We start from the raw sequence: 23047 nt of genomic DNA on the forward strand, positions 1-23047 counted from the left end.
ACTCACCCTTTCTGTCGCATTTTCAGTCTAATTCACAGCATTAATTAAAGTTGTTTTGAAAATATAGACACACTGATCCGAGTAGCCTTTATTTTTTAGGGTTTAAAATGTCCTGCACAACTTCCAACTGATACGGAAGCGTGTCCAGCAGCGGCATAAACTCCCGGCAGCGGCACAGGTTCAGTGCGATTCGGGCGATTATGTAGGCATCCACTACGTTGTCGCTTTTGTGCGTGTAACCGAAAAGCTCAAGCACTGCTGCCTTCACCGCAGCTTTCTTCTCTTTATCCTGCAGGCGCCGCTTGTTTCCCGGCTCGCCTACCCACCCGGTTACCCCGACGTATTTCTTCGTCCAGGTCGGGTTACACTCGTTAAAAGCCAAGTCCTTTCGCCTGATCATCGTCCGCAAGCCGCCGTGAACCATGCCCGTCGTGACGCCCTTCTGAGTACCCATAGCCGGCTGTTCGATTACAATTTCATCCCCCGGCTTCAGGTGCTTGTATAGCGAATCCTCAAGCGACACCAACTGCTCAATCGATATGCCACCGGGCTCCTTTTTACCTTCCCCGATCAGTTCTTTCTCCACCAGAACGTTACCGCGCTCATCTAAGGCGCAGAAGCCTGTTTTTGTAGCTGGATCGATGCCAACAAACCTCATAGCAGCTTTTTCAACTCCTTCACCGCATATTCGTAAGCTTCGGTTGCAGCTTTATGCTTCATCTGGTGCCGGATAAATCCGCCGGCTTTTTCGTACGCTTGTAGAATCTTCTTTTCTGTTTCTGCCTTCGCTTCAAAATCGTCGATGACACGCAGCACCTCTTCGGCCGGGATCACTCTTTTGCTCATGATCTGCACCGCCTTAGTAGCCGTTGGACTGACGTGCGTGATTCACGGCGTTCTTGGCCATGTAAGCTTCGACGATTTGTTCAAAGGTAAAGCCGAGTCGTTGTTCTCCAAGCCCGTAGAAACAAGCAAGTGCTCCACGGAAATGCTCGCGCTGATGCGCCCTGACGTTTTCGGGCTTGTGATACAAGAATAAATACCCATTGATCATACCGACGTTGTGAAGAAGTTCGGTGAACAAAACCACAGTTTCGCCCTCCACCATGTCGTCAGTGATATATAGATCATCCTCCGGCAAATCAAGCTGCCGGGCGATACTTAGAAAAAAATGCAGACAATCGACGTATTCTTCAAGCAGTGGATCTTTCTCTTGAACGCCTGAACCCTCGCAATACATGCAATGTTCTTTATCTGCATCTGCACCGAATTCAAAATAACCTCTGCCACGGCAGGCATGACACTTCACTTCCCGCCGAGGCTCCCGGTTATTGCTCCAGTGTTTAAATCCGCGCCACTCGTTCGCGAGCTCCGCAATCTCCACCTGCAGAGCCAGCACCGTATTCGGCAGCAGATCGACACCTTCCAGCCCCTTTTCTTTGATAATGCGAGCATCAAGTTCTTTTTGTTTTTCATACAGATCAGAAAGTGTTAACATTTGCTCATCTCCGTTTCCGGGAACTCGTCCCATGTTCTGCCATCCAGTAGGCGGCCAGCTTCCTTCTTACCAAATTTGAATAAACCGACATTCATTGATTGACCTCTTACTATTGTTGTTTTAAGGTTTCCGTAAAACGGAACGTCGGGAATAGCTTCTCGCCATTCTCCCCACTGTTTGAAGTAGAACGGCACGTGCGCTTCCTGACACTGATCCCGCAGGCTTCTTGCCCACTCCGGGTGCATCGGGCGAGCTCCGGGGCCGCTCTCTCCGCCTACGATGACCCAGTCAATGCCGACCGTGTGATGTTGCGGCTCATACCCACAGTGACGCATTCCGTCCGGAGTGCCGACGGAACATTGATTTTCCCACCCGAAAACCGGATCTCCCGGTTTGAACTTATGCCATATCCACAGATCGACTGGCCCCAGCAGCGGCTCGCAACTCAAGAACCGTAAAGCAGCCGGTGTTTGAACCAATAACGGGATTCTCTCGTCCGCCGCCTCCTGGTTCTCTACGCTGACACCGAGCCAAACATTCGGGAGTGGCCACGGTATGTCCACACCGTCAAAATATCCTTGCAGTTCAATGCGGCCAAACTCGCCGTACTGTGGAGGAATCCAGCGGCCGCCAAGCCTTTCTATGGCCTCCGGTGTATCTCCGGGATAATGGAACGCCAGTGATTCGCAAATATTTTCTCGTCGTTCGTGGAGATACTTTCGCATCCTCTCCGGCCGCTTAGTCAGCACCTTAAACGTATGCTGCGGACAGAGTGCCATTACTGCAAATACTTGATCAATAAAGTCGTCCGGTACCTCCGGATGGAACAGATCGCTCATGCTATTAACGAATATGCGCTGCGGCTTGCGCCATTTCAGCGGCTCCATCAACATGTCTGGAACAAGCGTAATCTTTCCCGTCCAGTTAGGTCCTGCCGAACCCGATTGAGTCAATCCTTCATATGGCTGTCCCTTTCCAGCGAAGCGATGCGCCTGCCGGATGGCATAGCAGTTACGGCAGCCCTCGGAAACCTTGCTGCAGCCTCTCAGTGGGTTCCATGTCTTTGTGGCCCATTCAATTTTTGTATCACCCATAAGACCTCACCCCTTCCCACATATCTCAAGTACCGTACGAACCAATGCCGGCTTAATGCGCTGCTGCTTGCTAAACATGTCCACAAACTCAGCCTGCGACAAATACGGATAATCTGGGCGCACCTTAAGCACCTCATCCTTTACATGGAGCACCGTACTAATGCGGCTTGCGGGCACCCTGTAGCGCTTCTGATACATCCTCGTGAATTCCACATCCGTCATCGAGTGGTACACGTTTCGCAGCTCTAGGATGCTTTGATCGATATCGACCTCATATGGCGGATCGTTGGATTCTTTTTTGTTCCGAATACTAAAGTTGAACGTTTCCGACATGCTGTTCACCCCTTTCTGCCGGCATTTGCACTCCTGTTGTAAGTTGGAACTCCATGATGCCCTCGAGCAATTCCTCTCGATCGATCTGACCGAAGAAGTGGGCGCGAACAGCGTGAATTGTCGGGACGACGCCGGAGAACATGTACGACTCTTTAAGCCATTCATAGACGTGCCATCGATTCATGGTCCAGCCTCCTTCGCCGGCAGCGGATGCCGCTTGGTCAACTCCCGCAGCAGCTCCCCGACAACCTCGCTGCCCCATGGCTGCAGGTATCGCGCTTTGAAGTCGTCATATTCGGCCTGCGATTCCCATGCCGCTATCCCTGATGGGTCGATATCCGGCTTCATAACCCACATGCTCTTACCTGATCTCAGCCTCGTACCGCCGCATCTGAAGCCGTTAAGCACGCCGCATAGTGTATCGACCTCTCCATATATTCGGGTTTTCTCACGGTCGTTCTCGTAAGCCATATGCAGCAGATCGACCCAGAGGTGCGCATCTTCTTTTAGGTCCGGACGCGGGTCCTGTGTAGGCGGTGCAGCTTTTTGTAAAACGATAGCTCCGGGCGGGGGCGGAACAGGTTCAGCCGGCGCCGGATGATCTTTGCGGTAAGCATCGATGACCTGGGTCAGGCGGTCGGCCATTTTTTTGAGCTTAGCGCTCTCCGCTTCATCCAGCAGCGGGTTCTTTGCTTTTTTCAGAAAATCGGCTCGCTGTTTCTCAGCCTTTACCGCCTGCTCCTCGTTTTCGATTTTGAGCTCCGCCACCGCTATCACCACCTTTGTTTTCATCATGATGACTTCGGTCAAGATCAAGTATTTTGCCGGTCTTTTTGTCAAAAACAACCTCGATTGTCCCTGTTCCGACATTACGACCCTTTGCGACGATAAGCTCTAATATGGACTTTTTCGCCGAATCTTTGTTGTAGTAGTCGTCCCGGTAAAGAAAGATGATGATATCGGCATCGGATTCAATGGATCCAGACTCCCTAAGGTCTGACATCATCGGCCGTTTATCCTGCCGCTCCTCACACTTCCGGCTGACGGCGGAAATGGCGATTACCGGACATTCATACTTACGAGCGATTTGTTTAAGTCCCTTCGAGACGTAAGCGACACCCTCATGTTCTTTGGTGAACCTTTTACCAGGACTAACAATCTGCAGAAAGTCGACGTACACCACTATGCGCTGGTACTGCTTTTTCAACTGCTTAACCTTGCGCTGTATGTCCTGCAGCGTCATCCCCGGGGTATCGTCGATGAATATTGGCAGCCGATCAAGTTCCTCCATCGCATAGCTCCAACGCTCCCAATCCGTTTCGGATAAATGTCCCGTTCGAAGCTTGGCATTATCGATGTTTCCGATATTGCATATGAACCGCTCTGCGATTTGTTTTGCCGTCATTTCCAGCGAGAACAGAACGGCTGGGCGCCCTGCTTGTGCGGTCTTTTTCATGTCATCCACGATGTAGGCCGTTTTGCCAATGCTAGGGCGTGCCGCGACTATTTCGAGGTCTCCATCTTGGTGCCCGCCTGTCAATTGATCTAGGTCTGTACTTGCTGTCTTGGCTCCGGTGATGCCCTGCTTATGCTGGCGCTCTCGGATCGTTTTATGGTGGTCCTTGAGCACGCTGGACATCTTGACGACGTCAGATTGATGGTTAGTGACGGTAAGTTCGGCCAGCTCCTCAAAAGCCTCCTGAGCCTTTCCTACGAGCTCTTTAGCGCCCATCTCCTGCCGCTTACCCAAATCATGCAGCATACCCAATGTGCCGACCGATTTATGCTTGACGTACGCCTGCCGGACGATGCTTTGGTAGTAATCGAAGTTGGCCACCGATGGAACAGCATCTTTCAGTTCGAAGAGATACGATAGCCCGCCAAGCTTAGGCAACTTGTCTCCGGCCGCCTGCGCCACGGAGATAACATCCAGAGGAACTCCCTCGTCATCATGCAGGTAACGCATGAATTCCATAACGAGCTTGTGACGGCCATCGTCGTCTTGTATGAATTCAGCCGGCTGAAGGTAACACTCATCGATAAGGTCGGGCTCCTGAAGAATCGATCCGAGAACGTAACGTTCGGCTTCAAGTTGAAGGTTCATCACGAATCATCATCACCGCTCTTGATGCTCTTTGGTTTCAAACGGTCCGGCAGCGGCACGGCCTCCTGTTTCCATCGCTCTATTTCTGCAAAGCGTTCTGCCGTCTGCAAGCGTAACTGGTCATAGTGATTGACCTCGGAAGCCTGGCGGATATCAGCGATGGTCGGCGGGTATTTGTTCGTCATGACGTGCTGCCTAACATTTGCCAGCCCTACTCCGTCCGGTAGGTCCTTAAGTAAATCGAACCAAAGCGCCTCTTTGAAATCATCGATTTGAAAATTATTGTAGCTGTTTCGGATTACTGCGAAGATCTGAAGAAGCTCCGATTTGTTCATTGGCCTTCTCCTCTTGAATTTTTTTCAGCAGCCGTTCGTTCTCTTTTGAAAGCCCGGATCCACCTCCTACCGCAACCGGCATCTTCTGGTTGCGATATTCCGCGAAATTCGTTGGTCTAAACAAAGTGGACGGCCGGAGGTACTTTTCCATATTCGGATTCCCAAGCCACTCGGCAGCCTTTACGTCGATGACGTACTTGAAGTCATCCAGCCCGTACCCTTCATTCAGCCGGCCATTGATCATTTCTTTGATCGATTTCGTCGATGCGCGATATTTTGTATCAAGCTTGGCATTAAAATATTGAATAACCTGTTCAATGATTGCAGTGTTATCTTTAGACACCGATTTCCCCTCACTTTCATCAGGATCTTTTTTCTTAGGACGAGCGTTCTTTTTAGAAGAAAAAGAACTATATCTTTTAAGATCTTTTTTCTTTACATTCTTATCATTATTGTTTATATCCGCTTGCTGTTTACTACCTTCTCCGTCAACTGTTACTTTACTGTTACCATGACCCTCATTTTCATTGTAAATTCCGTAGTTTATAAGGGTTATCAATGTGTACTCCTTGTTACCATTACCGCGTTCTATGGAGATCATTGAAGTTTTCTCCATCCAATCAAGAATCGAGGAAATTGTCTTCGGATTTGGCTCTTTCCACCTCCTTCTCTCGTACCACCCAATCTCTTTTGCGATTTCCCGTACGGATGTTAACCGCTGCCCTCTTTTTATTAGCATTCGACTTCCGTCCCTCATGGGAATCTCGTTATCCGAATGGTTGACTTGGTATTTGAGCCATTGCCAAACGCGGTGATATAAAGGAGGCATGTGCCATATGTCGCTTACAAGCTCTTTCCGATGATCCTTTATATAGCCCTGCATCTCACCTCACCTTCTCATGTGTTTTGTTCGGCCAAAAACTCTGTTACCCGATTAGCAATGACGGTTGAAAGCTTGGGTTGATAAATAGGGGACGTTTGCCAATCCTTAATCGCATCCTCAATGCACGCCTGCAGTTGTTCATCATGTGTAGGCTCCTCCGGTACCTGCTCGACGGTGTATCCATCGGCAATAGCTTTCATGTAAGTCCGTGGATTCGCCTCCGCGAAATTTTTCAAAACAGCACCATGCTTGCTCGAATCAAATCGATGTGTGTTCAGAAAGTGCCGATCGATGTCTTCCTCTAAATGCTGCCATGCATTTCGGGCATATATAATCGCCTCCGCCACTTCCAGCGGAATAACCGGCAGTTGCTTGTTCTGATCCTCGATAGCCCGCTCGATCTGCTGCAGGAGCACCCGTTTTTCCTCTTCAAGCTCTTGGACGTGTACGAGGTAATCCTTATAATTGGACTTTTCCCGTTGTGCCATCGTTAATATCTGCTTTTCGTAGTAATTGATGATGCCCAATACGGTAGCACCGGAAAACCGCACATCGCAGCCGGACTTACATGTTTCTCTTATTTCATTGATTGTTATAGCATTCACTCGGACTGCACCTCCAAAAAGTAATGTTTGCCTGCTTCGAATCCCTTTTGCCGCAGCGCTCGCTTTACCGTCCCCTCGGCCAGCGCTGGCATGTTGTTATTGCTCGAAAGGTGCGTTAGGTAAATGTGCTCGCCGGTACCCTTGATCAGCTTTTTCAGCGCTGCGGCCGTCTGCTCGTTGCTCAGATGCCCGCGGTCCTTGCTCATAATCCGCTCTTTCAAGTGAGCCGCATATGGGCCGTCCTGGAGCATGTCTTCATCATAGTTTGCTTCGACGATGTAGATATTGCCTTCCATCATTTGGAGCATTTCAGCATCGATGTGCCCGGTATCGAACACCACGCAGCAGCGGTTGCCTTGATCATCCTCTATGGCGTATCCGACAGGCTCGTAAGCGTCATGATGGATTTTGAAGGGATAGATATGCAATCCGCCGAGCTCAACCATTTCGTACCTGCCGTGCAGTGTCTCCAGCGTCCGTCGGAGCTCGTCGTCCACCTTTGAAATACCCTGCCACTCTCCGTGCGTAGCGTAGACCGGAATACGATATTTGTTCGCCAGCGGGAGCCCTTTGACGTGATCACCGTGGCTATGGGTTATGAATATTGCTTGGATATCCATAGCCGGGTTAATTCCGGCCTCGATCATGCGCTTCTCGATCTTTGTTTTGGCTACTCCGGCATCAATTAGGACGCCGATGCTGCCGCTTTGCAAATGTATGCAATTCCCTGCGGAACCCGATGCAAGAATGGTGACTTTCATCGTCTGTAATCCTCAAACATTACAGAATTGAATGCCTTTGTAGGAAACTCTTGCAGATATACGTCAGTACGCCAACCACCTACTTCTGTCTTTTCGACCGTGTAAACCTCACCTTCAACCAGTCCGGCTATGCAAGCTTCTTCGGGCTCCCAGTCATGCCCATTCGTGTTTAAAAATCTCACTTTATCGCCTTTTTGAGCGTAAATATTCATGGTTGGTGGCGGTTCAATAAAGTTGAAATTCATATCGCACGCTCCTTCTCTTCCCGTCGATCATTATCCGAGAGCATCATTGCAAAATTAGCGATGTTTGCGCATTTTCGTCTAAATACAGAGTGTGAGACACAAGTTGATAGCTTTCGGAGATTCTTATCTAATTCGCCTATCAAAAAATCATAAGCGCAATTCTCCCAGCCGCCTTTATGCTCATTAGCCTGTAATTGCTGCTCCATTTGTCGAGCAAACCAATCGACTTCTTTCCGAACAGCAGGGACCCGCTTATCCACCTGCTGGACGAAATTTCCGATGTAATCACCGAGTTCGTACACAATAACGCAATCTCGATCTATACCAAAGCGAAAAGCGACCAGGTCCTGTTCTTTGTTCCAGTGTGTTTCACGACGCGGATTTTCTTCAAATACTCGTGCTGCCTCTTCAACAAAGGCTAAGTGATGCGGTGTGATATCCCTCATATCGCACGTCCCTTCTTAATTCTGTCCTGCCACTCCTTCAAATGCCCACATCCTTTGGCTGGTTCCTCGTAATACCGCCGCCCTTGGGCAAAGGAGACAAATTTGTCGGTGGCTCGTTCGTAATACATTCCGTTAAGCACCGGACCGTCCGGAGCCGCCTTAGCAGCTACCGGTTCCGGGTTTATGTCAGCAAATAGGTCGAGCTGGTAGGCGGCGTCCATTATTTGATCATGTCAGCGAGTTCATCATCAAGAAGATCGTCGTCGCTGTTGTTAACTGAAGCTTCCTGTGCTTTCTTCTCTTCGATATGCATATCCATAATCTTCAGGAGGGCCTTCATTTCAGCAAGCGTTGGCTTTTGTCCTTTTGGCTTAGCGTGTTCGGCAATGTACTCGCCCATCTTATCTTTTTCCGTAATCTCAAGCTCTTTGAATTTCTCCGCCATTTGCTGGCGAGCGGCTGTTAATGCAGATTCTTCCTTTTGCTGAGCCGCCTCGGGTTGCTGCTGCTTCTCGGTTGACATCTGCTCTGCCTCAGCGGTGATGTCCCGGCGTTCCGGCGGTGCCTGATAAGCAGGGATGCTTCCACCAGCTTCTGGCGTATCGTCCTCGGCCACCTCGATGCCGTATTGACGCTTGGCCGCCCTTTTTGCGACCGTCTTTTTAAAGAAATCATTGAAGTATTTTTTCCAGTTCGCAGCATTGTTTCCGGAAAGGTGATGCTGTACTTCATCTACTTCCATAAACTCCGTAACTGGTCGGAAGCCCTCACGATACGCGATAGAATAGCACCCGACAACCTTTCCCCGCGGGAATTCAATATCGTGCTGTACAATTTCCCAAACGTCCCTACCTTGCTCATCCTTCGCTTTCTTGGCTTTGAAAACGTCATGCTCATGAACGAGCTGAGTGTCCATGCCCTGATAGCCCTCAACCCTTTTAGCAAGAAACATGATGCCCTCTACGCTGATCTGGATGGACATCTTGCCGCCGTAAACGATGCAGTAAATGTGATTAAGGAAAGGGTTAAGGCCGGCTGCGGCCGCTGTACGGACGAACAGAGTAAATTGCTCAGGGGAAGCATCCTTTGCCAAAGTGTGGCGCATAGTCTCGACTTCTTCGATGCTGAAATTTCCGATCGGCATGATTTGGTTTTGTTTGTTATTGGACATGTGTGATTTCCTCCGTTTCAATTTTCAATTTTTGTCCTTCAACCGCCCGGGCGGTAATCAATTGGCCATAAACAGCAACCTTACCGGTATACTCGCTAATTCCGTCAATGAAGCATGGGACAATTAGTTCCGTCTGCTTGAACAGCACTTCGGTCAACTCCAGACCAGCCGTAATCTTCTCTCCGACCGACAGCGCCACGTAATCCTTGCCGTCCATCTGAATCATAAAGTCCGAAACGTACTCATTATTCGTCTTCACGTATTTGAACAGCCGGACGGACAGCGTAGTGAACAGTGACTGAACCTTCTGCGTTTGGATCTCGGCCTCTTTAGCTTTGAAGGCTTTAATGGCGTCCAAGATGAAAATCGATTCGTTTTTGGCTTGAAGATAAGCGACCTCATTTGCCTTCGCCTCGGCCAGTTCTTTCTCGGCTTTGGAGCGGTTCGCATCGGCTTGTAATAAAGCGTTCAATTCGTTTGTCCGAGCAACAAGATCAGCAACGGAGTAATCCGGCTCCGGAAGCGGTTGGAGTGAGGCCAGCTGCTCCCGTAGCGCTTTACGTTCCCGGATTAATGGATTCACCTTATCCGCATGATGCTTGACGTTGTCTTTCTTAGCCTGCTCCGCTTTCTCCTTGGCCGTCTCGGTTAGTGGCTGGCCGCATGTACGGCACTCTTGTTCGATCTCAAGAGCTGCTGCTGCATCGTAATCCTTTTTGCCCGCTTCGATCTGCCGGGTCAGGCCATCGATTTTAAGCTGCAGCGTCCGGATTTCATTGTTCCGGGCAATGACCTTTTGCCGATCAGCATCGAATGAAGCGATCTTGTTCTTTAAGGAATCCAGTTCGGCCGTGATTGCTTCCCGGTCTATCGCCTGGGCCTCTCCCATCGCCTGCAGCTGTGCTGTCAACGTCTTTACGCTGCCTTGGGACTGAACATGGAGCTTATCGTTCTTATTCTTCAGGTCCGTGTGCATGCTTACCAGTTGATCAATCGAGTGTTTTTTAAGGGCTTCGGCCAAGCGGGCCGCCTGCGGGTTAAGCTCGATTTCCTTGAGCTTCTGCTCCGGGCTCTTCCGGGACATTTCCGCCAGTACTTCTGCATTAGCCGGTGGAAGCAGGTTTTTCAGTAGCAGCTCCCTCTGTTTATCTTTGTGGAGCGTGAAGAAGTACAGCGGATAGTAGAGTGAAAGGAATGTCTCCTTGTCGAATAGAGACTTGATAAAATCGCTGTACTCACCCTCCTTGACCGGTACCTCGTTGAGATAGTATTTATTAGCGCCTTTCACGATCTCCCGGGTAAGCAGGTAGTCAGCGCCGTCAACGGACAACAGCAGGGACGCATGCACAATATCGAATTCGTAATTGGTTGGTGTCGGGTTGTACTTAGAGCCGCCGTGCAAGTCTGTACCGAAAAGGATCCATCCCGGCGCCTCGCCGATCGATGACTTGCCCTCGCCGTTTTTTCCACTCAGCTTGGTGATATCGCCGTAGTCAAGCGTCAGGGAGCGGTGCGCTTTATAATTCTGCAGCCGCAATTGTTTGAAGCGAATAGTCTTCATAGCTTCCTCCCTATTGAATTTTTCAAAGAACGATGTTACGCTTGCGGTGAGATAGTTTTGTTAAGGCCCGCCTGCCAGCGGGTCATTTTCTGTTTAATGAGCTTAGGCAGCACTGTATATGGCAAAAAATTTTTTCGCCCCATTTCCAAACCTTATCCCCAGGATAAATCGGCCATTTGCAAGTAACGTTCGAACACTGTGCAATCTTTTTCATTGTTCGCCCTCCTTCCCTATGTATTGGCGCTTCAGTCGCACCATCGAAGTTAGAAACCCCCGGGTGTGAACCTCGATTCGAATTAAACCTGCTCATTATCTTTACGGCTGCGCCCGTGCCCATCTGTCCAGGATTGCAAGACGCTTGACCGCTCATCGACCGGATGATTGTCATCCATTCAGGTGTTCGAATCTTCGGTTCGCAGTTCCTAACCTCGATGCAGCGACCGAAGCCGATCAGCTGCACCTTGCTTTAAAAGTTGTAATGCGGTTTGAATCTGAACGCATATCGCCGGCGGTATCGTCTAGGGGGTAATCGCTTCTCAGCAAACCTCGATGATCCCAACGCCCCCGGCTTATACCCGCGCTCCCGCCGCACAGCAGCCCTTACCATTTTCAGTCCGAACCTGCCCTTGTATCCGATCCGGCGCATCCGGGCATTGAAGCCCTCTGGTTTAAACGCTGCGCCCGTTCGTAGCTTGGTAAACAATCGCTTGAGCCATTTGATCAATGAGCGCCGCCTTTCGTGATGTCTTGACGGCATCCAGAGCAAATCAGCTTTTCTTTGTAGGGAATCACCTTCTCAGTATTGCCGCAGAACGTGCAGCCGGGAGCGTATTTGCGAAGGATGATCCTTTCGCCATCAACGAAAATTTCGAGAGAATCAAGAGGTCCAATGTCAAATGTTTTTCTCAATTCCTTCGGAATTACGATCCTTCCAAGGTGGTCCACGCTTCTAACAATTCCGGTTGCTTTCATTTTTATCATTCTCCTTTGAGTTTTTGTTTTTGGAATTTCCAGTACCGCCGCATCCGTCGCACTGTTCCCACTCCGGGCAATACTCACCGGTTATATCTTCGGCACCGGTCCACCATCCACGGCGGCCAAAGCATACTGGGCATTCATCGCTAGAGGACATGATTCTAATCACCTTTTTCCAAAAATTTGTGCCGCCCAATCGCCTTCTCTTTCGCGCAGCGACCGCGCACCAAGCCTGCCGCTTTCCTGTTTCGTCTTAAGCGGCCTTGTCGCAGCCACTTCAAAGCTCAGTTTTTGCTTCTTTATCCTCACATGGAGCGTTGCAAGAGATATACCGTTCTGAGAGGCAATTTCGATATACTTGCGCGGTATTTTACGGACCTTATCCGTTGCTCGGAGTGCATTCAAACGTCTTTCCTCCGGCGTCTGTAACGGCTTTGTGGCCGCTACTTCATCGCTCCAACCTAACGCGATCCTAGAATGAAACGCTCGAAAATTGATGCCGTTTTTTTCGGCCAACCGACGCCAATATGCGCGGTCCTTATTGATCGCCCGAATCGGTGTGGTTATAGCCCGTTCTTTGTTCCAACCCAACTCCCGAATACGACGGTCTAAAGTTTGGTTATCGACACCGATCGCTGCGGCTCTTTCGTATTCCTCAGGCGTGACATAAAACCAATGTCCTTTCACGGATTACTCACCCCCTGCTCTCCGTTCCCCATGCAGGTACAATCGGGGTGAGTATATTTTCAAGTTGCATTACCGGATGGCCGTTGCTTGCTATAGTGGTCATCTTTCCGTCTTGTGACCAATGCGCTTCTTCAATCTCCCGATCAATCTCATCGATCTGAGCCATTATCCACCATGCCCAGGTACCCTCTTCCTCGTTCTGGCGCTTTAGGGCCCGATACATACCGACAAGCTTTTCACGCCTCTTTCTTGCCGTATTGAAGTCATAACGCATGCTTTTAATACCTCCCTATCAGTTCATACTTTTTCCGCAGCCTCGTTCACGGCCTTTCTCCAACCGTTAAGCCCGTCATACGTACCCAGCCGGAATGTTCTCATTACGCTGCCGTGGCAAGGTTCTTTGATTGGACATTTGCCGCAGCCGGGATTCTTCTTGTTATGAAAGTCGTAATGCGCTTCGCAAATAGACTTTGCCTTTTGAGTAAGGTGTTCCATCTTCCCCTTGCCTCCCAGCTACTTCTTATGTAAAATAGCGGAAAGAATGTTTTTGAATGAGCGTTCTTGTCCCTGCACTTGCCCTGGCCGGCGAGTGCTTTTCTTTTGTCCGTAAAACTGACGGCGCTGATCCGGGGTTAAGTATGTGCCCTCGATTTTTACCTTCATGCACCTCTCGCCTTTCGCTTTCCTGAATTTGGAGCCTTGTTCAACAGCCTAGAAACTTGTACTTGGCTCACGCCGATAACCTCGGCCAACTCTTGCTGGTTGTATCCGTGGACGTGATATAGGATCTTTAATCGTAACCACTGTCGATCTAAATCTGAGAATTGATCGATATAATCCGTTAATTCCAAGCGTGCATCGTTCTTTCCCAGCGTATCAGCAAGCGTTAGATTTTCGACTTCGTTTATCCTGTCGTCAATAGACCTAAGCGAGCCGTATTTCTGAATGAATTTCTGATGCTTATTTCTTAGATGCTCTCTTATGACTGAAAGGCGCATGGCCTGACCAGCATAGGTCGAGAACTTGATGCCGCGCGATTCATCGAAACTTTCAGCAGCCCTACAGAGTGCATAGCCACAAATCCCTACCAGATCCTCAATCTCCATTCCGGTCCACCGGAACTTGTTAGCAATGAACTTGGCCAGGTAGAAATTTTCCGCAGCCAAATCAGAATGCTCTTTTTGCACAATCATCCACCTCTCTTCCAATCAATTCATCCATGCTGATTTTAAAGAAGTCTGCTAGCTTCACCATTGTTTGCAAAGCTGGATCTCTACGGCCTTTCTCGTAATGCGATAGAGCCGACCGTGTGATATCTAACCTATCCGATAGTTGCTGCTGAGTAAGGCTTCTTGACTCTCTGAGCTCAACCAACCGACGACCAAACGTTTGAAGCGCTGGCTGCATCATCTGAACATCCCCACGAAACAAATGAATAAGAACATGTAGAAGAGGATCGATATGCCGTAGAAGCAATTTTTGATTACGTCAATTCGCCGCATGAACATCACCTTTTTCGGGTTTTAAGATACTCAATAAGGTGTTCGATTGCTCTAAAGCTTGGATCCGCTGGCTCAGATCATCGATTACTAAGATCGTTTCCTGAAGCTCCTTTTTGCTAAGGACCGCATACGCTTGTTCTTGGAATTTCGCAACCTTGGTAAGAAGCATGTTCATCACTTGAATTTCCTGGGTATCCATTGGGTTTGTCACCTCCTTCATAGGCATTGAGCTTCGAGTTCTTCGAGCTGACGGCAAATATCTTGATGCCACTCCGTATCGCCAGCCACATAGGCCAAAAACGAAAGCTGCTTGAGTTCGTCATTTCGAGATACAAGCTCCATGTTTTTGCGGAGTTCCTTAAGGATCAATTGCAGTTCTGCATTCCCCAGGATCAGGTTCCCGTTCTTATCAGTGTTCATAAACACAATTTCCGCTAACTTCCGATGAACTGGATGGATGGCTGCCATACTATCGTTCCTCCTCATCAATTAGGGGTGCATTGTACAGCTCTTTTGCGAACCAGACGATACCGACTACGATTAGGCCGATGATGATTTCTACCATAAGAACCACCAGATGAAGCAGGCTGTAGCTCCCGCAGCGATTATGAACCAGGCTCCGCTTTCGGCAGCAGGCTCTTCTTCGGTCACGCGGACCGCTTTGATGCGGTTGTCTACGGTGTAGAAGAATTTATAGACTGGTTGTTTCATGGGTGGTCACCTCTCGTTGCGCTCAATAATAGGCAGTAAATCGCGCTCGCGTTTCAAAAGCTCGTAGATAAAAAGCCGGCCTTTCTGAGTCCAATAGGTATGAAGCTTGCTCTTTTCTTCATCCAGCACCTGAGTTTTGCTCTGGGTGTAACCCTTGTCAGCGTGCTTTTGATACAGCAACCAGCAATCGCCTTGTTTGTATTGAATACCGAGTTCGTGAAGTATCGTGTTCATTGCTTGGCCGGATAACCCGTAATCCTTAGCGATTTTAGAGATGGCCATAAGGGATTTATTTTGAAGCACCAGATCGTAATATGTAGCCTTGGGCTTCAGCTCATTGATGATTTGTTCTTTCTGAGCATTCTGGAGAGCGAGCGTCTCGTTCTTTTCCGCTAAGTCAGCAGCCAGTCGTAGAGCTTCTGGGAGAGTCTTTGGTATAGCAAGCTGCCGTTCCATTTCCTCAAATTGAGTTACGTATGCCGCTGTGAAGAGAACACCCTTCTCGCCGGTCATCTTGTTCGCCACCATGTCGCAGCCTTTGCGAGTGAGAAGGTAACACTTCAAGTTGCGTCCGGTGCTGTCCTGATAAGTACTTTCGATGAAGAAATCTACTGAACGGAAATTTCCGTTGAGTAAGTGCTGGATGTAGCCAGTGATTTTTTCGAGCAGATCAGCGTGGCGAACATTCGTCATTTCTGCTACGTCCCGACTATCGACGAGCAACTGTCCGTTTTGATTAATGAGCGTGAGTCTCATTTAGCATCCCTCTTTTCTTTCAAAAATGAATTCAGCACTAGCATCAGAACATAAACCATTTCCAGATTCTCTTTATCAAGTATGATTGCATTTGCTACAAGGTCTGAAAGCAGATCGTTTATTGCTTCTGAGCTCGTGCCTGAGTCCAAGCCCTTCTTGGCTTCGTGTCTCAGAGCGCCAATCAGCGTTTCCATGTACTGCTTGGTTGATTTCACGAACCGACCCTCCTCTCTTCTTTGACGATTTCAAATATGTCGTCAAACTCAATATTTAGCTTCTCAACAGTCCTAGCTGCTACAGATGGAGAGAAGTAAGGGGTTTGCCCATTACAAAGTCTTGTACCTGCTGCGCGGGAGAGTCCAACTTCTTTGCTATAGTCAGCTTTTGACAAACCTTTCCTGATCAAAATTTCGTTGAACTGGTCTAAATCTTTAAGCTGTATTTTCACGAAATCACCACCTTATATTAATTTTTAGTTACAACAACGTAACCATATTGAACATTTAGGGCATAGTAAATAAACTTCTGATGTCGTCAGAAAACTTTACCCTTGCGTAACTTTTAGTTACGTTGTATACTAATTGTGTAAATAATTGTTGTGAATGATAAATAAAAGCCGCAATCAACTTCATCATGTTGGCACTCGTTATGTTTGGTAGACTGGTGTAGCTTGTTTGCTATGTACGTATATTAACATGTAACTTTGAAGTACGCAATAGTAATTTTCAGTTACTGGAATTATTTTTTCCAAGGAGTGGGTATTAAGTGGCCGAATTTAGTGAAGTACTTAAAGATTTGATGACAAAAAGGAATATGTCCCAGCCTGAATTGGCGGATATTTTAGGGGTCAGTAGGGTGAGCATTTCTAAGTATCAAAACGGAAAAGCTTTCCCGGACTATGAGGCTCTGTTAAAAATCGCTGATGTGTTCAACGTAACCACCGACTATCTCCTAGGCCGTGAAAACGCCGAAAAGCACCATTTCGATAAAACTAAGATTACGTCCGAGGAAGAGGCAAAAATAGAAAAATTCCTAAAAGAGACCGAAGCCCTAGTCCGAGAAAAAGCCGATCTGTCCGAGGCAGAACTAAACAACATCAAAACATTCATGGAGTTTATTGTCCGTAAGAAGGATTAAAGCGAGGTCTGGCAGAGGTCGTGTTTCCGACAAATTTTGTCGATACAGGTGTTCAGATGTCGATACCGATAAATAATTCTTTAGAATAAAATCCGTTCGTTTTATCGTGCTATAATGTCCTTACAAAAACCCCATTTCACCTTAGAGCATGCATCGGAAAGTGGTTATGGGGTCACTTGTTACATAATTTGTACTCCAAAAGGTTGACAACTTGCCGAGAAGAGATCGAAAATCAATCCCTTCGTTAGGCTACTTCCTGCTCGATGTCTTAACCGGTACGAGCTCATAGATTCGCCGCTCACTGACTCCCATAGTGTCCGCTACGGAAAAGGTCAGCGCGGTTCCCATCTTCTTTCGACCGGATATAACATCATGCGCCCGTTGACGTGTCCAGCCCATACGCTCTGCAAGATCTTGCGGTGTCCAGCCGATCTCTTTCAACAGCTCAGGCAGAAAGCAGCGACCGAGCTTATACCTCATCGGCGGCGCTGTCTCCTTATTAAATTCCTGACCCTTATCTTACCAGATTACGGTAAATAAGTGAAACACAAATCAGGTAAATAGTCCCAGCTATTCTATGGGTAAATAATTAGTTTTCTAAAAATTCATCTATTAAATCCAGAATTCCATGAAGGAGGTGGTGTCTTATGCAGAAAAAAAATACTCCATACGATAGGCGCCAAGGCTGATCCCCTTGATATGCGCACTGTACGGAGTATCTCTGAAAATTATTCACATGCCTATTGTATGTTTTATAGACCCAAAATTAAAGCGAACAAAGTACGAACAAAATAAAAAGATTTATTGAGCGTTACATACATCATGACTACTCGCAGCTAATAATCCTATACGATCGGGGTTGGTATATTTGAATATCGATGAAAAACTCGAATCCCTTTATGCAGAAGTTGGGGAACACTGTCCTTATAAAGTTGCCAAGCACATCGGAATTAAATTATATAAGTGGGATCTTTTCGATAAGTTGTGCGGGATATATCAAGTGGGGCCAGACGGAACTCCCATCATCGTACTTAACTGCAGCTTCGATATCGAAACTCAGGAAACGACCTGCTACCTGATGGTAAAGCACCATAAGAGCCACCCAGGAATAGGTCTTTCGCTGAACAAGCTCGATATCAAAATGTACGAGCGATCTGAGCGGGTAGAGAGGAAGTTTCTCAAGAGAGCAGCCGAGACTTTCCTTGGATTCATAACAAATACAAATGCTCAGGAATCAAAATAAACGTAAAGAAGCGGCCCCCGAAAGGGCCGCTTTTATATTAGGCAGTTATTATTTGCTGAACAATTCTTCCGGAGCTTCCGGAGCGTGGCAGCCAACAAGGCAACCAGTCGTAGCCATTCTTTTCGCAAACCAAGTAGAAACTGTGTTAGCAGCTTTAGCGATCAGAGTCTTCATCCTTCGAATTCACCCCCTTCCGTTACAAATCGAGCTTTGCAACCAACCTATTAAAAAATTTCGTAGTTGTCAGGGCTTGGATGAAAAAAGCGAGGGCCAGCACGTGGGACTGAAAGATAAAGTTTAGCGATACGATACACACGCCGACCCACTTTAAAACAGGGTACTGCTTGGGATCAAGCGTACTTTTCTTAATCCCTGACGGAGCATAAATCATTACAATTGTCGCTGCAGCAACATTGAGTACAAATCCATTATACCAATATTCAATAGGCGTGTATATCGCAATTAGCATAAATGAGGCTGTCACAACGTTACACAAATGGGATGACTTCAAGTGAAGCCCACCGGTGACATAACGCAATATCGGAAATCCCGCGGCTGCCAATAATGCCGGCAGCAAATCGCCTGTAAATGCAGCTATAATAAGGACTGTACTGACAGTAATCATTAAGTTGATTATCGATATAAGTCCATACCGCAAAACCCCAACAGAAGAAGCGTTGGGGTCATTTTTACGTATGGAATTTGCTAAATAATCGGCGATGCTTTCGATCTTGAACATTATATTCAATCACCGTCCTTCACGGTCTTTTAATACTTTCTTGTTAAGGATATAAGCATAGATGACGCTGGCCATTAGTCCGATCGTAAACAAAACAATTATGTATGGGTGTAACGAAAATTTATCAAAGCTCTGTGTGGAGAATTGCAAGAAGGAAAAGCTTGCTGCTAAGATGATTGCCCAGATAAAATTGTGCGGCTTAAGTGTGTGCTTCCCTGAGAATCTTCTTTTGACGAAAGAGAATCCTAAATTAAATCTGTACAAAATATAGGCTACTAATACAATAACACATGTTACAATGGAGTGCATAACAACAAAATGAACTGTATTATTCGTCATTAACTCCATTGTGCTCAATCCTAGCCTTAGGGCTGTTATTGTCGTGATTGCATCGATCAGGGCAACGACAATAAAGCCGGTTATGCAGATAATAAAAGAATAGAAGATAGGGTACCGCCTAATGATCATCAGTAGGATGATATACGCGATGATTTGAAAAATCAGCGCATAGGGAGACTGGAGAATGAATTTTGTATAGAAGTTAAGCCCGCCGACAACTACAGATAAAAGAGCAATCTGCCTATGGTTTTCTCTTATCGGGATCCGGAACATAGAAAAACTTACGATGACTAATGAAGCCCAAAATATAATTGCCACGATCAATTGGATAAATACACTTTCTTGCACGGCATTAACCATCCCCTCATCTTGGCTTAGATTTCTTACTTTGATTTAACCCTACTCTTACTAGTTCTAACAGCGCCGTTGTTCTATTTGGTATAGAGTGCTCTTCCTGGTACTTTTCAATTTCCTCAAGCAAGCTTTTTGGGATTCTAATGTCTATTCTTTGGGTTTCAACACGCGGCATTCGTTAATTCCTCCCTTGATTTTTGTACGGTATTTGTACGTTTATTGTACGTGAATTTATTGATATGATTTGATTATATTTAGAGCGGTTCTGGATGTCAATAATAAAAAAGGATGTGGATTAATAATGCCTCATTTGTTGGCGATAATCGTATTAATTGTACTGCCTATAATCGGATATTTTGAAACAAGAAGACTTAAGTCTGACATCAGCGACAGAACCAAAGAATCAGCCTACCTGCGCATGTATATCTGGTACGGGTCCGCATTGGCAATCATACTATTCAACATCGATTTCTTCAGCATCTACATGCCGGACACAGCCTTCACGCTGCCTCACCTGCTTAATCTCATCCTCTGGAGCATCGTGGTTTACCATGTGTTTATGTTGATCGTTCCTACCGTCTTGATCATTTTTAAAAAGAGTATGAGGAATGCCGTAGCTGCCGAATACAAAAACAAGGAGCACATGTTTCCTCAATCAAAAAAGAGTATGGTCATGTTCGCCATTCTCGCCTTCGTCGTCGGCATTTCTGAGGAGATTTTCTTCCGGGGGTACTTATATGCCTACTTTCAAGAGGAATGGGGATTTACGGCCCTGCTGAGCTTTGTAGTCATCAATGTGATTTTCGGCCTACTGCACTTTCACCAGGGCAGGTCAGCTATCATTGACACAATGCTCCTGGGATTCGCTATGAGTCACCTATACATAAAGAGTGGCAGCCTGCTGCTTCCGATTATTTTTCATATCCTATACGACCTTAAGATTGTCATGTTTACCTGGATAATTAAGAGACACAAGGCAGATTAGGAATAAAAGCAAAAAGGCCTGCGAGAGTTTTCCTCTTTGCAGGCCTTTTTTGTTAATTTATTGGTTTCGGAAGCTTTGTTATAAACCTTGCATATCCATCACTATGCTTCATAAGGTTCATGCTGTGGTACCTTGGAAGATTCAATAAGTCTTCCACTGTAAACGGGTAAAGCTCATCCTTGAGTTCATCAAAGTTCTTCTTATCACAGCCGCTAATCAGCATATAGCTGGCATTAGCGCTCCGCAGCTCATCCCGGATATGCTTGATCTGGTTCATGTAGTGGCAGCTGATGATAGGTTTGGCGCCGAACTTGGCCAGCCGGCTTAATTTGTCTGAAAGGAACTTCTGCGTATTTTCTACCTGATAGAGCTCGTCAAAGACAATGTTTACTTTGGTCAACTTACTGCGGTCCCCTATCCGCTGCTCCCGGATCTGCAAGGCCATCCAGAGCTTTGTCATCCAATAGGTCGTATAGACGTCCCTCTCACCGTCGGTACCGAACATGGTTTCTGGCATCTTTAAGCAGATAAGCTGCGGCTTCTGCAACTCTTTTACAAGATCGATGTTTCCCGCCGTGGACTTCTTAAGCATTGCCTCCATATAGGTATTGGCCTTCAGCTTATTCAGCCGATCGATGACGCCCGTTATCAGATGATCCTTTGTTCCAACCAGCTCCGAGACAGTCCGCTTTTCTTTGCCCTCTCCTACCTTGACGTCCTTGTAATCGTCCAGCTCATAGAGATTGTCCACATACTCGCCCAGGTTCTCATCTTGGCTCTTTGGGACCCTCTTTATAAAATCGTGACGCGCCTTGTGATCCTGCAGGACGCCGAACACATCCCGGATACTGCCGCCGGTAACAAACACCACCAAGGCCGCACTGGTCAAATAACGCTCCATCTTGGCGCTTAGCCGGGTGTCATCGGAATTTATCGAATTTACCAAGGCCATAAGCTGCGTCGTTTGTTTCTTTGCATTATCGTACCGAAGAAACGGGTCCACACTCACACCGACTTCATTATAACCAAGCCCCTGCAGGGTTGCCGGGTCACCGCAATCAATGAGTAGCCTCTTTTCTTTCGGAAATAATGCGGCCACTTCAGAGCTCAGCTGGCAGCTGCCGATATAGTCAAAGATAATTACACACTCGCTGGCTTGGATTGCGTCATGACTAAGGTTACCGATCAAAGTGGACTTGCCCGCCCGGGTCGGACCGATTAAGACGAGCGTGAGATTCTTGTATTCTTTATCATTACTCAAATAGGCCGCCTCCTCTTTCCCTCTGAAAATGTTCACTCCGATTCTCATCGTGCCTTGCCGCAAATCTTCCGGCACCTCCGTCTCCTGGGTCTCCACCTTCTCGATAAAATTGTACCGCTCCAGGACTTCGCGCCCGGCCAGAGCAATAAGAGACTGGCATTCTTCATCCCCTATCTTATTCACGGCGGCGGAAGGCAGGGAATAATCAATATACTTGAACGTTCTCCGGTACGGTCGCGGGACAAGCGCATTATCCTCTGATATCGTATCAAAACTCTGTGCCAAGCTACGGGCGCTATTCCTTTGCCGGAGAGCATCTGCACTCTCGCTCATTACTACGATCTGCGTATTCAGGACTGCAGCGGAGGCCTTTCGCTGCGTGCTCTCGCTGATCTTCTTGCCGCCGTTCAAACGCTCAAGAAAAGTCTCTAATGGGCTCGCTGTGGCACCATGCTTCTTATCCGATAGAGCGCCTGTAAAAAGGTCCAGCGTGCCTGCGAGCAGCGTGACGGCGCGTTTGAAGAGGTAGCTTGTTCCCGTCTTATCGCGGTCAACCGGTATGTTTTTGCGGACCTTATCGATCGTATTCTTGTACGTGCTGCGCCAGGTAAACTGTGACGTCGGGATGAAGTTAAAAAAGACTCCGGCACGATCGCCATCCTCCATCACATCGATAACATTCAGAGTCGAATGCAGCAGGTCGTTGTTCCTCCGATCGGTTGCTAGGCTTAAGGCATCCTCCTTCACATAGCTGAGCTGGTACTTCATCGCCTCACGGCCGAACTCCGGCAGCTCCTGTACTTCATCGATCGTAATATTCGTCCAAACATCACCCATTTTCTCCTTGATGACGCTGAGCTGAGAGCGCGGGACAATGAAGTAAAACTCAACTTTCTTTTTCTCAAGGTAAATGAAATACGCCACTTTGGAGGGTATTTCAAAAGATAGGCGAGTCGGTACGAACCATTGGCGGCCGAGCACGCGAGCGGCCTTCACCTCCTCCCGCTTAACGGCTTCCGTCACGTTTTTATAAAGTGACGCGATGGTTCGGGCGAGCTTGTGCGTGTTGTTGTTGCGGATAGAATTGTTCGGTTTCAGGCGGAGAAAGACGTATTCCGGACGGACGATGCGGATTGCTTCACGGAGGGATATGGATTTCATTCGCTCCACCGCTCCTTTACTGATATATTCACCAATTCGCACAGCGCGGTATGGATCGGGATCATATACTCGGCTGCCGCGTAGCTTGCTATACGTTGCAGATCTGTACTTTTCGGAAAATTGGACTTGATCCGCTTCATGATGCTATTCAGGGTATCGTG

General features: G+C 47.6%; 38 protein-coding genes. 3 read left to right on the forward strand and 35 right to left on the reverse strand.

Annotated features, from left to right (window positions below; genetic code table 11):
- Positions 1-88: 88 nt before the first annotated feature.
- The 29 genes from ACZYR9_RS15510 to ACZYR9_RS15650 all read right to left on the reverse strand — a co-directional run bounded on the left by ACZYR9_RS15510 (position 89) and on the right by ACZYR9_RS15650 (position 16115).
- A complete protein-coding gene (locus ACZYR9_RS15510; RefSeq protein WP_488979397.1) occupies positions 89-658 on the reverse strand; it encodes a hypothetical protein in 570 nt (189 codons plus the stop codon).
- Positions 655-846 (reverse strand): hypothetical protein, encoded by a 192-nt coding sequence (locus ACZYR9_RS15515; protein WP_488979398.1) that lies wholly within the window; start codon positions 844-846, stop codon positions 655-657. The genes ACZYR9_RS15510 and ACZYR9_RS15515 overlap by 4 nt, the downstream gene beginning before the upstream one ends.
- A gap of 13 nt (positions 847-859) precedes the next feature.
- Positions 860-1498, reverse strand: a complete 639-nt coding sequence (locus tag ACZYR9_RS15520) for a dUTP diphosphatase (RefSeq protein WP_488979399.1) — start codon at positions 1496-1498, stop codon at positions 860-862.
- Positions 1492-2592, reverse strand: coding sequence for a DUF5131 family protein (locus ACZYR9_RS15525; RefSeq protein WP_488979400.1), 1101 nt, complete (start codon positions 2590-2592; stop codon positions 1492-1494). The genes ACZYR9_RS15520 and ACZYR9_RS15525 overlap by 7 nt, the downstream gene beginning before the upstream one ends.
- Positions 2593-2598: 6 nt before the next feature.
- Positions 2599-2925: a hypothetical protein gene (locus ACZYR9_RS15530; RefSeq protein WP_488979401.1), complete on the reverse strand. Its 327-nt coding sequence runs from the start codon at positions 2923-2925 to the stop codon at positions 2599-2601.
- Complete coding sequence (locus ACZYR9_RS15535; RefSeq protein WP_488979402.1) at positions 2903-3109, reverse strand: hypothetical protein; 207 nt, start codon at positions 3107-3109, stop codon at positions 2903-2905. Before ACZYR9_RS15535 ends, ACZYR9_RS15530 begins: the two co-directional genes overlap by 23 nt.
- Complete coding sequence (locus ACZYR9_RS15540) at positions 3106-3693, reverse strand: hypothetical protein (RefSeq protein WP_488979403.1); 588 nt, start codon at positions 3691-3693, stop codon at positions 3106-3108. The genes ACZYR9_RS15535 and ACZYR9_RS15540 overlap by 4 nt, the downstream gene beginning before the upstream one ends.
- A complete protein-coding gene (gene dnaB / locus ACZYR9_RS15545) occupies positions 3647-5029 on the reverse strand; it encodes a replicative DNA helicase (protein WP_488979528.1) in 1383 nt (460 codons plus the stop codon). Before dnaB ends, ACZYR9_RS15540 begins: the two co-directional genes overlap by 47 nt.
- The gene (locus ACZYR9_RS15550) at positions 5029-5364 is read right to left on the reverse strand and encodes a replicative helicase loader/inhibitor (protein ID WP_488979404.1); all 336 of its coding nucleotides are present in this window, start codon (positions 5362-5364) and stop codon (positions 5029-5031) included. The genes dnaB and ACZYR9_RS15550 overlap by 1 nt, the downstream gene beginning before the upstream one ends.
- The gene (locus ACZYR9_RS15555) at positions 5309-6247 is read right to left on the reverse strand and encodes a conserved phage C-terminal domain-containing protein (RefSeq protein WP_488979405.1); all 939 of its coding nucleotides are present in this window, start codon (positions 6245-6247) and stop codon (positions 5309-5311) included. The genes ACZYR9_RS15550 and ACZYR9_RS15555 overlap by 56 nt, the downstream gene beginning before the upstream one ends.
- A gap of 14 nt (positions 6248-6261) precedes the next feature.
- Positions 6262-6852 carry a DUF1642 domain-containing protein gene (locus ACZYR9_RS15560; RefSeq protein WP_488979406.1) on the reverse strand — a complete coding sequence of 197 codons (591 nt, stop codon included), beginning with the start codon at positions 6850-6852 and terminating at the stop codon, positions 6262-6264.
- Positions 6849-7613, reverse strand: coding sequence for an MBL fold metallo-hydrolase (locus ACZYR9_RS15565; RefSeq protein WP_488979407.1), 765 nt, complete (start codon positions 7611-7613; stop codon positions 6849-6851). Before ACZYR9_RS15565 ends, ACZYR9_RS15560 begins: the two co-directional genes overlap by 4 nt.
- On the reverse strand, positions 7610-7858 hold the full coding sequence (locus ACZYR9_RS15570) for a hypothetical protein (protein ID WP_488979408.1): 249 nt from the start codon (positions 7856-7858) through the stop codon (positions 7610-7612). Before ACZYR9_RS15570 ends, ACZYR9_RS15565 begins: the two co-directional genes overlap by 4 nt.
- Positions 7855-8304, reverse strand: coding sequence for a hypothetical protein (locus ACZYR9_RS15575; protein WP_488979409.1), 450 nt, complete (start codon positions 8302-8304; stop codon positions 7855-7857). Before ACZYR9_RS15575 ends, ACZYR9_RS15570 begins: the two co-directional genes overlap by 4 nt.
- Before the next feature lie 220 nt (positions 8305-8524).
- Entirely contained in the window at positions 8525-9475 is a 951-nt protein-coding gene (locus ACZYR9_RS15580; RefSeq protein ID WP_488979410.1) for a RecT family recombinase, read from the reverse strand.
- Complete coding sequence (locus ACZYR9_RS15585; protein ID WP_488979411.1) at positions 9465-11036, reverse strand: AAA family ATPase; 1572 nt, start codon at positions 11034-11036, stop codon at positions 9465-9467. Before ACZYR9_RS15585 ends, ACZYR9_RS15580 begins: the two co-directional genes overlap by 11 nt.
- Positions 11037-11502: 466 nt before the next feature.
- Positions 11503-11760: a hypothetical protein gene (locus ACZYR9_RS15590; RefSeq protein ID WP_488979412.1), complete on the reverse strand. Its 258-nt coding sequence runs from the start codon at positions 11758-11760 to the stop codon at positions 11503-11505.
- On the reverse strand, positions 11757-12008 hold the full coding sequence (locus ACZYR9_RS15595) for an AbrB/MazE/SpoVT family DNA-binding domain-containing protein (RefSeq protein ID WP_488979413.1): 252 nt from the start codon (positions 12006-12008) through the stop codon (positions 11757-11759). Before ACZYR9_RS15595 ends, ACZYR9_RS15590 begins: the two co-directional genes overlap by 4 nt.
- Positions 12009-12176: 168 nt before the next feature.
- Positions 12177-12698, reverse strand: coding sequence for a hypothetical protein (locus ACZYR9_RS15600; RefSeq protein ID WP_488979414.1), 522 nt, complete (start codon positions 12696-12698; stop codon positions 12177-12179).
- Positions 12699-12705: 7 nt separating this feature from the next.
- Positions 12706-12972 (reverse strand): hypothetical protein, encoded by a 267-nt coding sequence (locus ACZYR9_RS15605; protein WP_488979415.1) that lies wholly within the window; start codon positions 12970-12972, stop codon positions 12706-12708.
- 23 nt (positions 12973-12995) lie between these two features.
- Positions 12996-13193, reverse strand: coding sequence for a hypothetical protein (locus ACZYR9_RS15610; RefSeq protein ID WP_488979416.1), 198 nt, complete (start codon positions 13191-13193; stop codon positions 12996-12998).
- Between the two features lie 164 nt (positions 13194-13357).
- Positions 13358-13891: a sigma-70 family RNA polymerase sigma factor gene (locus ACZYR9_RS15615; protein WP_488979417.1), complete on the reverse strand. Its 534-nt coding sequence runs from the start codon at positions 13889-13891 to the stop codon at positions 13358-13360.
- Positions 13866-14108 (reverse strand): helix-turn-helix domain-containing protein, encoded by a 243-nt coding sequence (locus tag ACZYR9_RS15620; RefSeq protein WP_488979418.1) that lies wholly within the window; start codon positions 14106-14108, stop codon positions 13866-13868. The genes ACZYR9_RS15615 and ACZYR9_RS15620 overlap by 26 nt, the downstream gene beginning before the upstream one ends.
- A 78-nt stretch (positions 14109-14186) precedes the next feature.
- Positions 14187-14399: a hypothetical protein gene (locus tag ACZYR9_RS15625; protein ID WP_488979419.1), complete on the reverse strand. Its 213-nt coding sequence runs from the start codon at positions 14397-14399 to the stop codon at positions 14187-14189.
- Between the two features lie 17 nt (positions 14400-14416).
- Complete coding sequence (locus ACZYR9_RS15630; protein ID WP_488979420.1) at positions 14417-14668, reverse strand: DUF7667 family protein; 252 nt, start codon at positions 14666-14668, stop codon at positions 14417-14419.
- A 90-nt stretch (positions 14669-14758) separates the two neighbouring features.
- The gene (locus tag ACZYR9_RS15635; RefSeq protein ID WP_488979421.1) at positions 14759-14911 is read right to left on the reverse strand and encodes a hypothetical protein; all 153 of its coding nucleotides are present in this window, start codon (positions 14909-14911) and stop codon (positions 14759-14761) included.
- Between the two features lie 6 nt (positions 14912-14917).
- Positions 14918-15667 (reverse strand): phage antirepressor KilAC domain-containing protein, encoded by a 750-nt coding sequence (locus tag ACZYR9_RS15640; protein WP_488979422.1) that lies wholly within the window; start codon positions 15665-15667, stop codon positions 14918-14920.
- The gene (locus ACZYR9_RS15645) at positions 15664-15882 is read right to left on the reverse strand and encodes a hypothetical protein (protein WP_488979423.1); all 219 of its coding nucleotides are present in this window, start codon (positions 15880-15882) and stop codon (positions 15664-15666) included. The genes ACZYR9_RS15640 and ACZYR9_RS15645 overlap by 4 nt, the downstream gene beginning before the upstream one ends.
- Complete coding sequence (locus ACZYR9_RS15650) at positions 15879-16115, reverse strand: helix-turn-helix domain-containing protein (protein ID WP_488979424.1); 237 nt, start codon at positions 16113-16115, stop codon at positions 15879-15881. The genes ACZYR9_RS15645 and ACZYR9_RS15650 overlap by 4 nt, the downstream gene beginning before the upstream one ends.
- 317 nt (positions 16116-16432) lie before the next feature.
- On the opposite strand from ACZYR9_RS15650, the gene ACZYR9_RS15655 reads away from it, so the two are divergent.
- Positions 16433-16804 carry a helix-turn-helix domain-containing protein gene (locus ACZYR9_RS15655; RefSeq protein WP_488979425.1) on the forward strand — a complete coding sequence of 124 codons (372 nt, stop codon included), beginning with the start codon at positions 16433-16435 and terminating at the stop codon, positions 16802-16804.
- Positions 16805-17053: 249 nt separating this feature from the next.
- Here the strand turns inward: ACZYR9_RS15655 and ACZYR9_RS15660 are convergent, their stop codons facing one another.
- On the reverse strand, positions 17054-17284 hold the full coding sequence (locus ACZYR9_RS15660) for an XRE family transcriptional regulator (RefSeq protein WP_488979426.1): 231 nt from the start codon (positions 17282-17284) through the stop codon (positions 17054-17056).
- A 388-nt stretch (positions 17285-17672) separates the two neighbouring features.
- Here ACZYR9_RS15660 and ACZYR9_RS15665 point away from each other — a divergent pair, with 388 nt between their 5' ends.
- A complete protein-coding gene (locus tag ACZYR9_RS15665) occupies positions 17673-18047 on the forward strand; it encodes a hypothetical protein (RefSeq protein ID WP_488979427.1) in 375 nt (124 codons plus the stop codon).
- A 48-nt stretch (positions 18048-18095) separates the two neighbouring features.
- Here ACZYR9_RS15665 and ACZYR9_RS15670 read toward each other — a convergent pair whose 3' ends face one another.
- The 4 genes from ACZYR9_RS15670 to ACZYR9_RS15685 are packed head-to-tail and all read right to left on the reverse strand — an operon-like array spanning position 18096 to position 19654.
- Complete coding sequence (locus ACZYR9_RS15670; protein WP_488979428.1) at positions 18096-18221, reverse strand: AgrD family cyclic lactone autoinducer peptide; 126 nt, start codon at positions 18219-18221, stop codon at positions 18096-18098.
- A 22-nt stretch (positions 18222-18243) separates the two neighbouring features.
- Entirely contained in the window at positions 18244-18786 is a 543-nt protein-coding gene (locus ACZYR9_RS15675; protein WP_488979429.1) for an accessory gene regulator B family protein, read from the reverse strand.
- A gap of 9 nt (positions 18787-18795) precedes the next feature.
- Positions 18796-19473, reverse strand: a complete 678-nt coding sequence (locus ACZYR9_RS15680; protein ID WP_488979430.1) for a hypothetical protein — start codon at positions 19471-19473, stop codon at positions 18796-18798.
- A gap of 16 nt (positions 19474-19489) precedes the next feature.
- Complete coding sequence (locus ACZYR9_RS15685) at positions 19490-19654, reverse strand: ribbon-helix-helix domain-containing protein (RefSeq protein ID WP_488979431.1); 165 nt, start codon at positions 19652-19654, stop codon at positions 19490-19492.
- A 126-nt stretch (positions 19655-19780) separates the two neighbouring features.
- On the opposite strand from ACZYR9_RS15685, the gene ACZYR9_RS15690 reads away from it, so the two are divergent.
- Positions 19781-20464 carry a CPBP family intramembrane glutamic endopeptidase gene (locus ACZYR9_RS15690; protein WP_488979432.1) on the forward strand — a complete coding sequence of 228 codons (684 nt, stop codon included), beginning with the start codon at positions 19781-19783 and terminating at the stop codon, positions 20462-20464.
- A 52-nt stretch (positions 20465-20516) separates the two neighbouring features.
- Here the strand turns inward: ACZYR9_RS15690 and ACZYR9_RS15695 are convergent, their stop codons facing one another.
- Positions 20517-22886: a type IV secretory system conjugative DNA transfer family protein gene (locus ACZYR9_RS15695; protein ID WP_488979433.1), complete on the reverse strand. Its 2370-nt coding sequence runs from the start codon at positions 22884-22886 to the stop codon at positions 20517-20519.
- Positions 22887-23047 lie beyond the last annotated feature (161 nt).

Source organism: Paenibacillus sp. F024, assembly GCF_057814255.1.

What these genes read in the sequence shown, in the direction of transcription:
- ACZYR9_RS15625 (WP_488979419.1), bottom strand. Translation starts at nt 14,399, where the DNA reads ATGGATACCCAGGAAATTCAAGTGATGAACATGCTTCTTACCAAGGTT.
- ACZYR9_RS15640 (WP_488979422.1), bottom strand. Translation starts at nt 15,667, where the DNA reads ATGAGACTCACGCTCATTAATCAAAACGGACAGTTGCTCGTCGATAGT.
- ACZYR9_RS15510 (WP_488979397.1), bottom strand. Translation starts at nt 658, where the DNA reads ATGAGGTTTGTTGGCATCGATCCAGCTACAAAAACAGGCTTCTGCGCC.
- ACZYR9_RS15565 (WP_488979407.1), bottom strand. Translation starts at nt 7,613, where the DNA reads ATGAAAGTCACCATTCTTGCATCGGGTTCCGCAGGGAATTGCATACAT.
- ACZYR9_RS15555 (WP_488979405.1), bottom strand. Translation starts at nt 6,247, where the DNA reads ATGCAGGGCTATATAAAGGATCATCGGAAAGAGCTTGTAAGCGACATA.
- ACZYR9_RS15615 (WP_488979417.1), bottom strand. Translation starts at nt 13,891, where the DNA reads ATGATTGTGCAAAAAGAGCATTCTGATTTGGCTGCGGAAAATTTCTAC.
- ACZYR9_RS15570 (WP_488979408.1), bottom strand. Translation starts at nt 7,858, where the DNA reads ATGAATTTCAACTTTATTGAACCGCCACCAACCATGAATATTTACGCT.
- ACZYR9_RS15610 (WP_488979416.1), bottom strand. Translation starts at nt 13,193, where the DNA reads ATGGAACACCTTACTCAAAAGGCAAAGTCTATTTGCGAAGCGCATTAC.
- ACZYR9_RS15695 (WP_488979433.1), bottom strand. Translation starts at nt 22,886, where the DNA reads ATGAAATCCATATCCCTCCGTGAAGCAATCCGCATCGTCCGTCCGGAA.
- ACZYR9_RS15660 (WP_488979426.1), bottom strand. Translation starts at nt 17,284, where the DNA reads ATGAGGTATAAGCTCGGTCGCTGCTTTCTGCCTGAGCTGTTGAAAGAG.
- ACZYR9_RS15525 (WP_488979400.1), bottom strand. Translation starts at nt 2,592, where the DNA reads ATGGGTGATACAAAAATTGAATGGGCCACAAAGACATGGAACCCACTG.
- ACZYR9_RS15515 (WP_488979398.1), bottom strand. Translation starts at nt 846, where the DNA reads ATGAGCAAAAGAGTGATCCCGGCCGAAGAGGTGCTGCGTGTCATCGAC.
- ACZYR9_RS15605 (WP_488979415.1), bottom strand. Translation starts at nt 12,972, where the DNA reads ATGCGTTATGACTTCAATACGGCAAGAAAGAGGCGTGAAAAGCTTGTC.
- ACZYR9_RS15670 (WP_488979428.1), bottom strand. Translation starts at nt 18,221, where the DNA reads ATGAAGACTCTGATCGCTAAAGCTGCTAACACAGTTTCTACTTGGTTT.
- ACZYR9_RS15690 (WP_488979432.1), top strand. Translation starts at nt 19,781, where the DNA reads ATGCCTCATTTGTTGGCGATAATCGTATTAATTGTACTGCCTATAATC.
- ACZYR9_RS15520 (WP_488979399.1), bottom strand. Translation starts at nt 1,498, where the DNA reads ATGTTAACACTTTCTGATCTGTATGAAAAACAAAAAGAACTTGATGCT.
- dnaB (WP_488979528.1), bottom strand. Translation starts at nt 5,029, where the DNA reads ATGAACCTTCAACTTGAAGCCGAACGTTACGTTCTCGGATCGATTCTT.
- ACZYR9_RS15585 (WP_488979411.1), bottom strand. Translation starts at nt 11,036, where the DNA reads ATGAAGACTATTCGCTTCAAACAATTGCGGCTGCAGAATTATAAAGCG.
- ACZYR9_RS15575 (WP_488979409.1), bottom strand. Translation starts at nt 8,304, where the DNA reads ATGAGGGATATCACACCGCATCACTTAGCCTTTGTTGAAGAGGCAGCA.
- ACZYR9_RS15530 (WP_488979401.1), bottom strand. Translation starts at nt 2,925, where the DNA reads ATGTCGGAAACGTTCAACTTTAGTATTCGGAACAAAAAAGAATCCAAC.
- ACZYR9_RS15595 (WP_488979413.1), bottom strand. Translation starts at nt 12,008, where the DNA reads ATGAAAGCAACCGGAATTGTTAGAAGCGTGGACCACCTTGGAAGGATC.
- ACZYR9_RS15635 (WP_488979421.1), bottom strand. Translation starts at nt 14,911, where the DNA reads ATGAAACAACCAGTCTATAAATTCTTCTACACCGTAGACAACCGCATC.
- ACZYR9_RS15685 (WP_488979431.1), bottom strand. Translation starts at nt 19,654, where the DNA reads ATGCCGCGTGTTGAAACCCAAAGAATAGACATTAGAATCCCAAAAAGC.
- ACZYR9_RS15550 (WP_488979404.1), bottom strand. Translation starts at nt 5,364, where the DNA reads ATGAACAAATCGGAGCTTCTTCAGATCTTCGCAGTAATCCGAAACAGC.
- ACZYR9_RS15675 (WP_488979429.1), bottom strand. Translation starts at nt 18,786, where the DNA reads ATGTTCAAGATCGAAAGCATCGCCGATTATTTAGCAAATTCCATACGT.
- ACZYR9_RS15535 (WP_488979402.1), bottom strand. Translation starts at nt 3,109, where the DNA reads ATGAATCGATGGCACGTCTATGAATGGCTTAAAGAGTCGTACATGTTC.
- ACZYR9_RS15620 (WP_488979418.1), bottom strand. Translation starts at nt 14,108, where the DNA reads ATGATGCAGCCAGCGCTTCAAACGTTTGGTCGTCGGTTGGTTGAGCTC.
- ACZYR9_RS15580 (WP_488979410.1), bottom strand. Translation starts at nt 9,475, where the DNA reads ATGTCCAATAACAAACAAAACCAAATCATGCCGATCGGAAATTTCAGC.
- ACZYR9_RS15630 (WP_488979420.1), bottom strand. Translation starts at nt 14,668, where the DNA reads ATGGCAGCCATCCATCCAGTTCATCGGAAGTTAGCGGAAATTGTGTTT.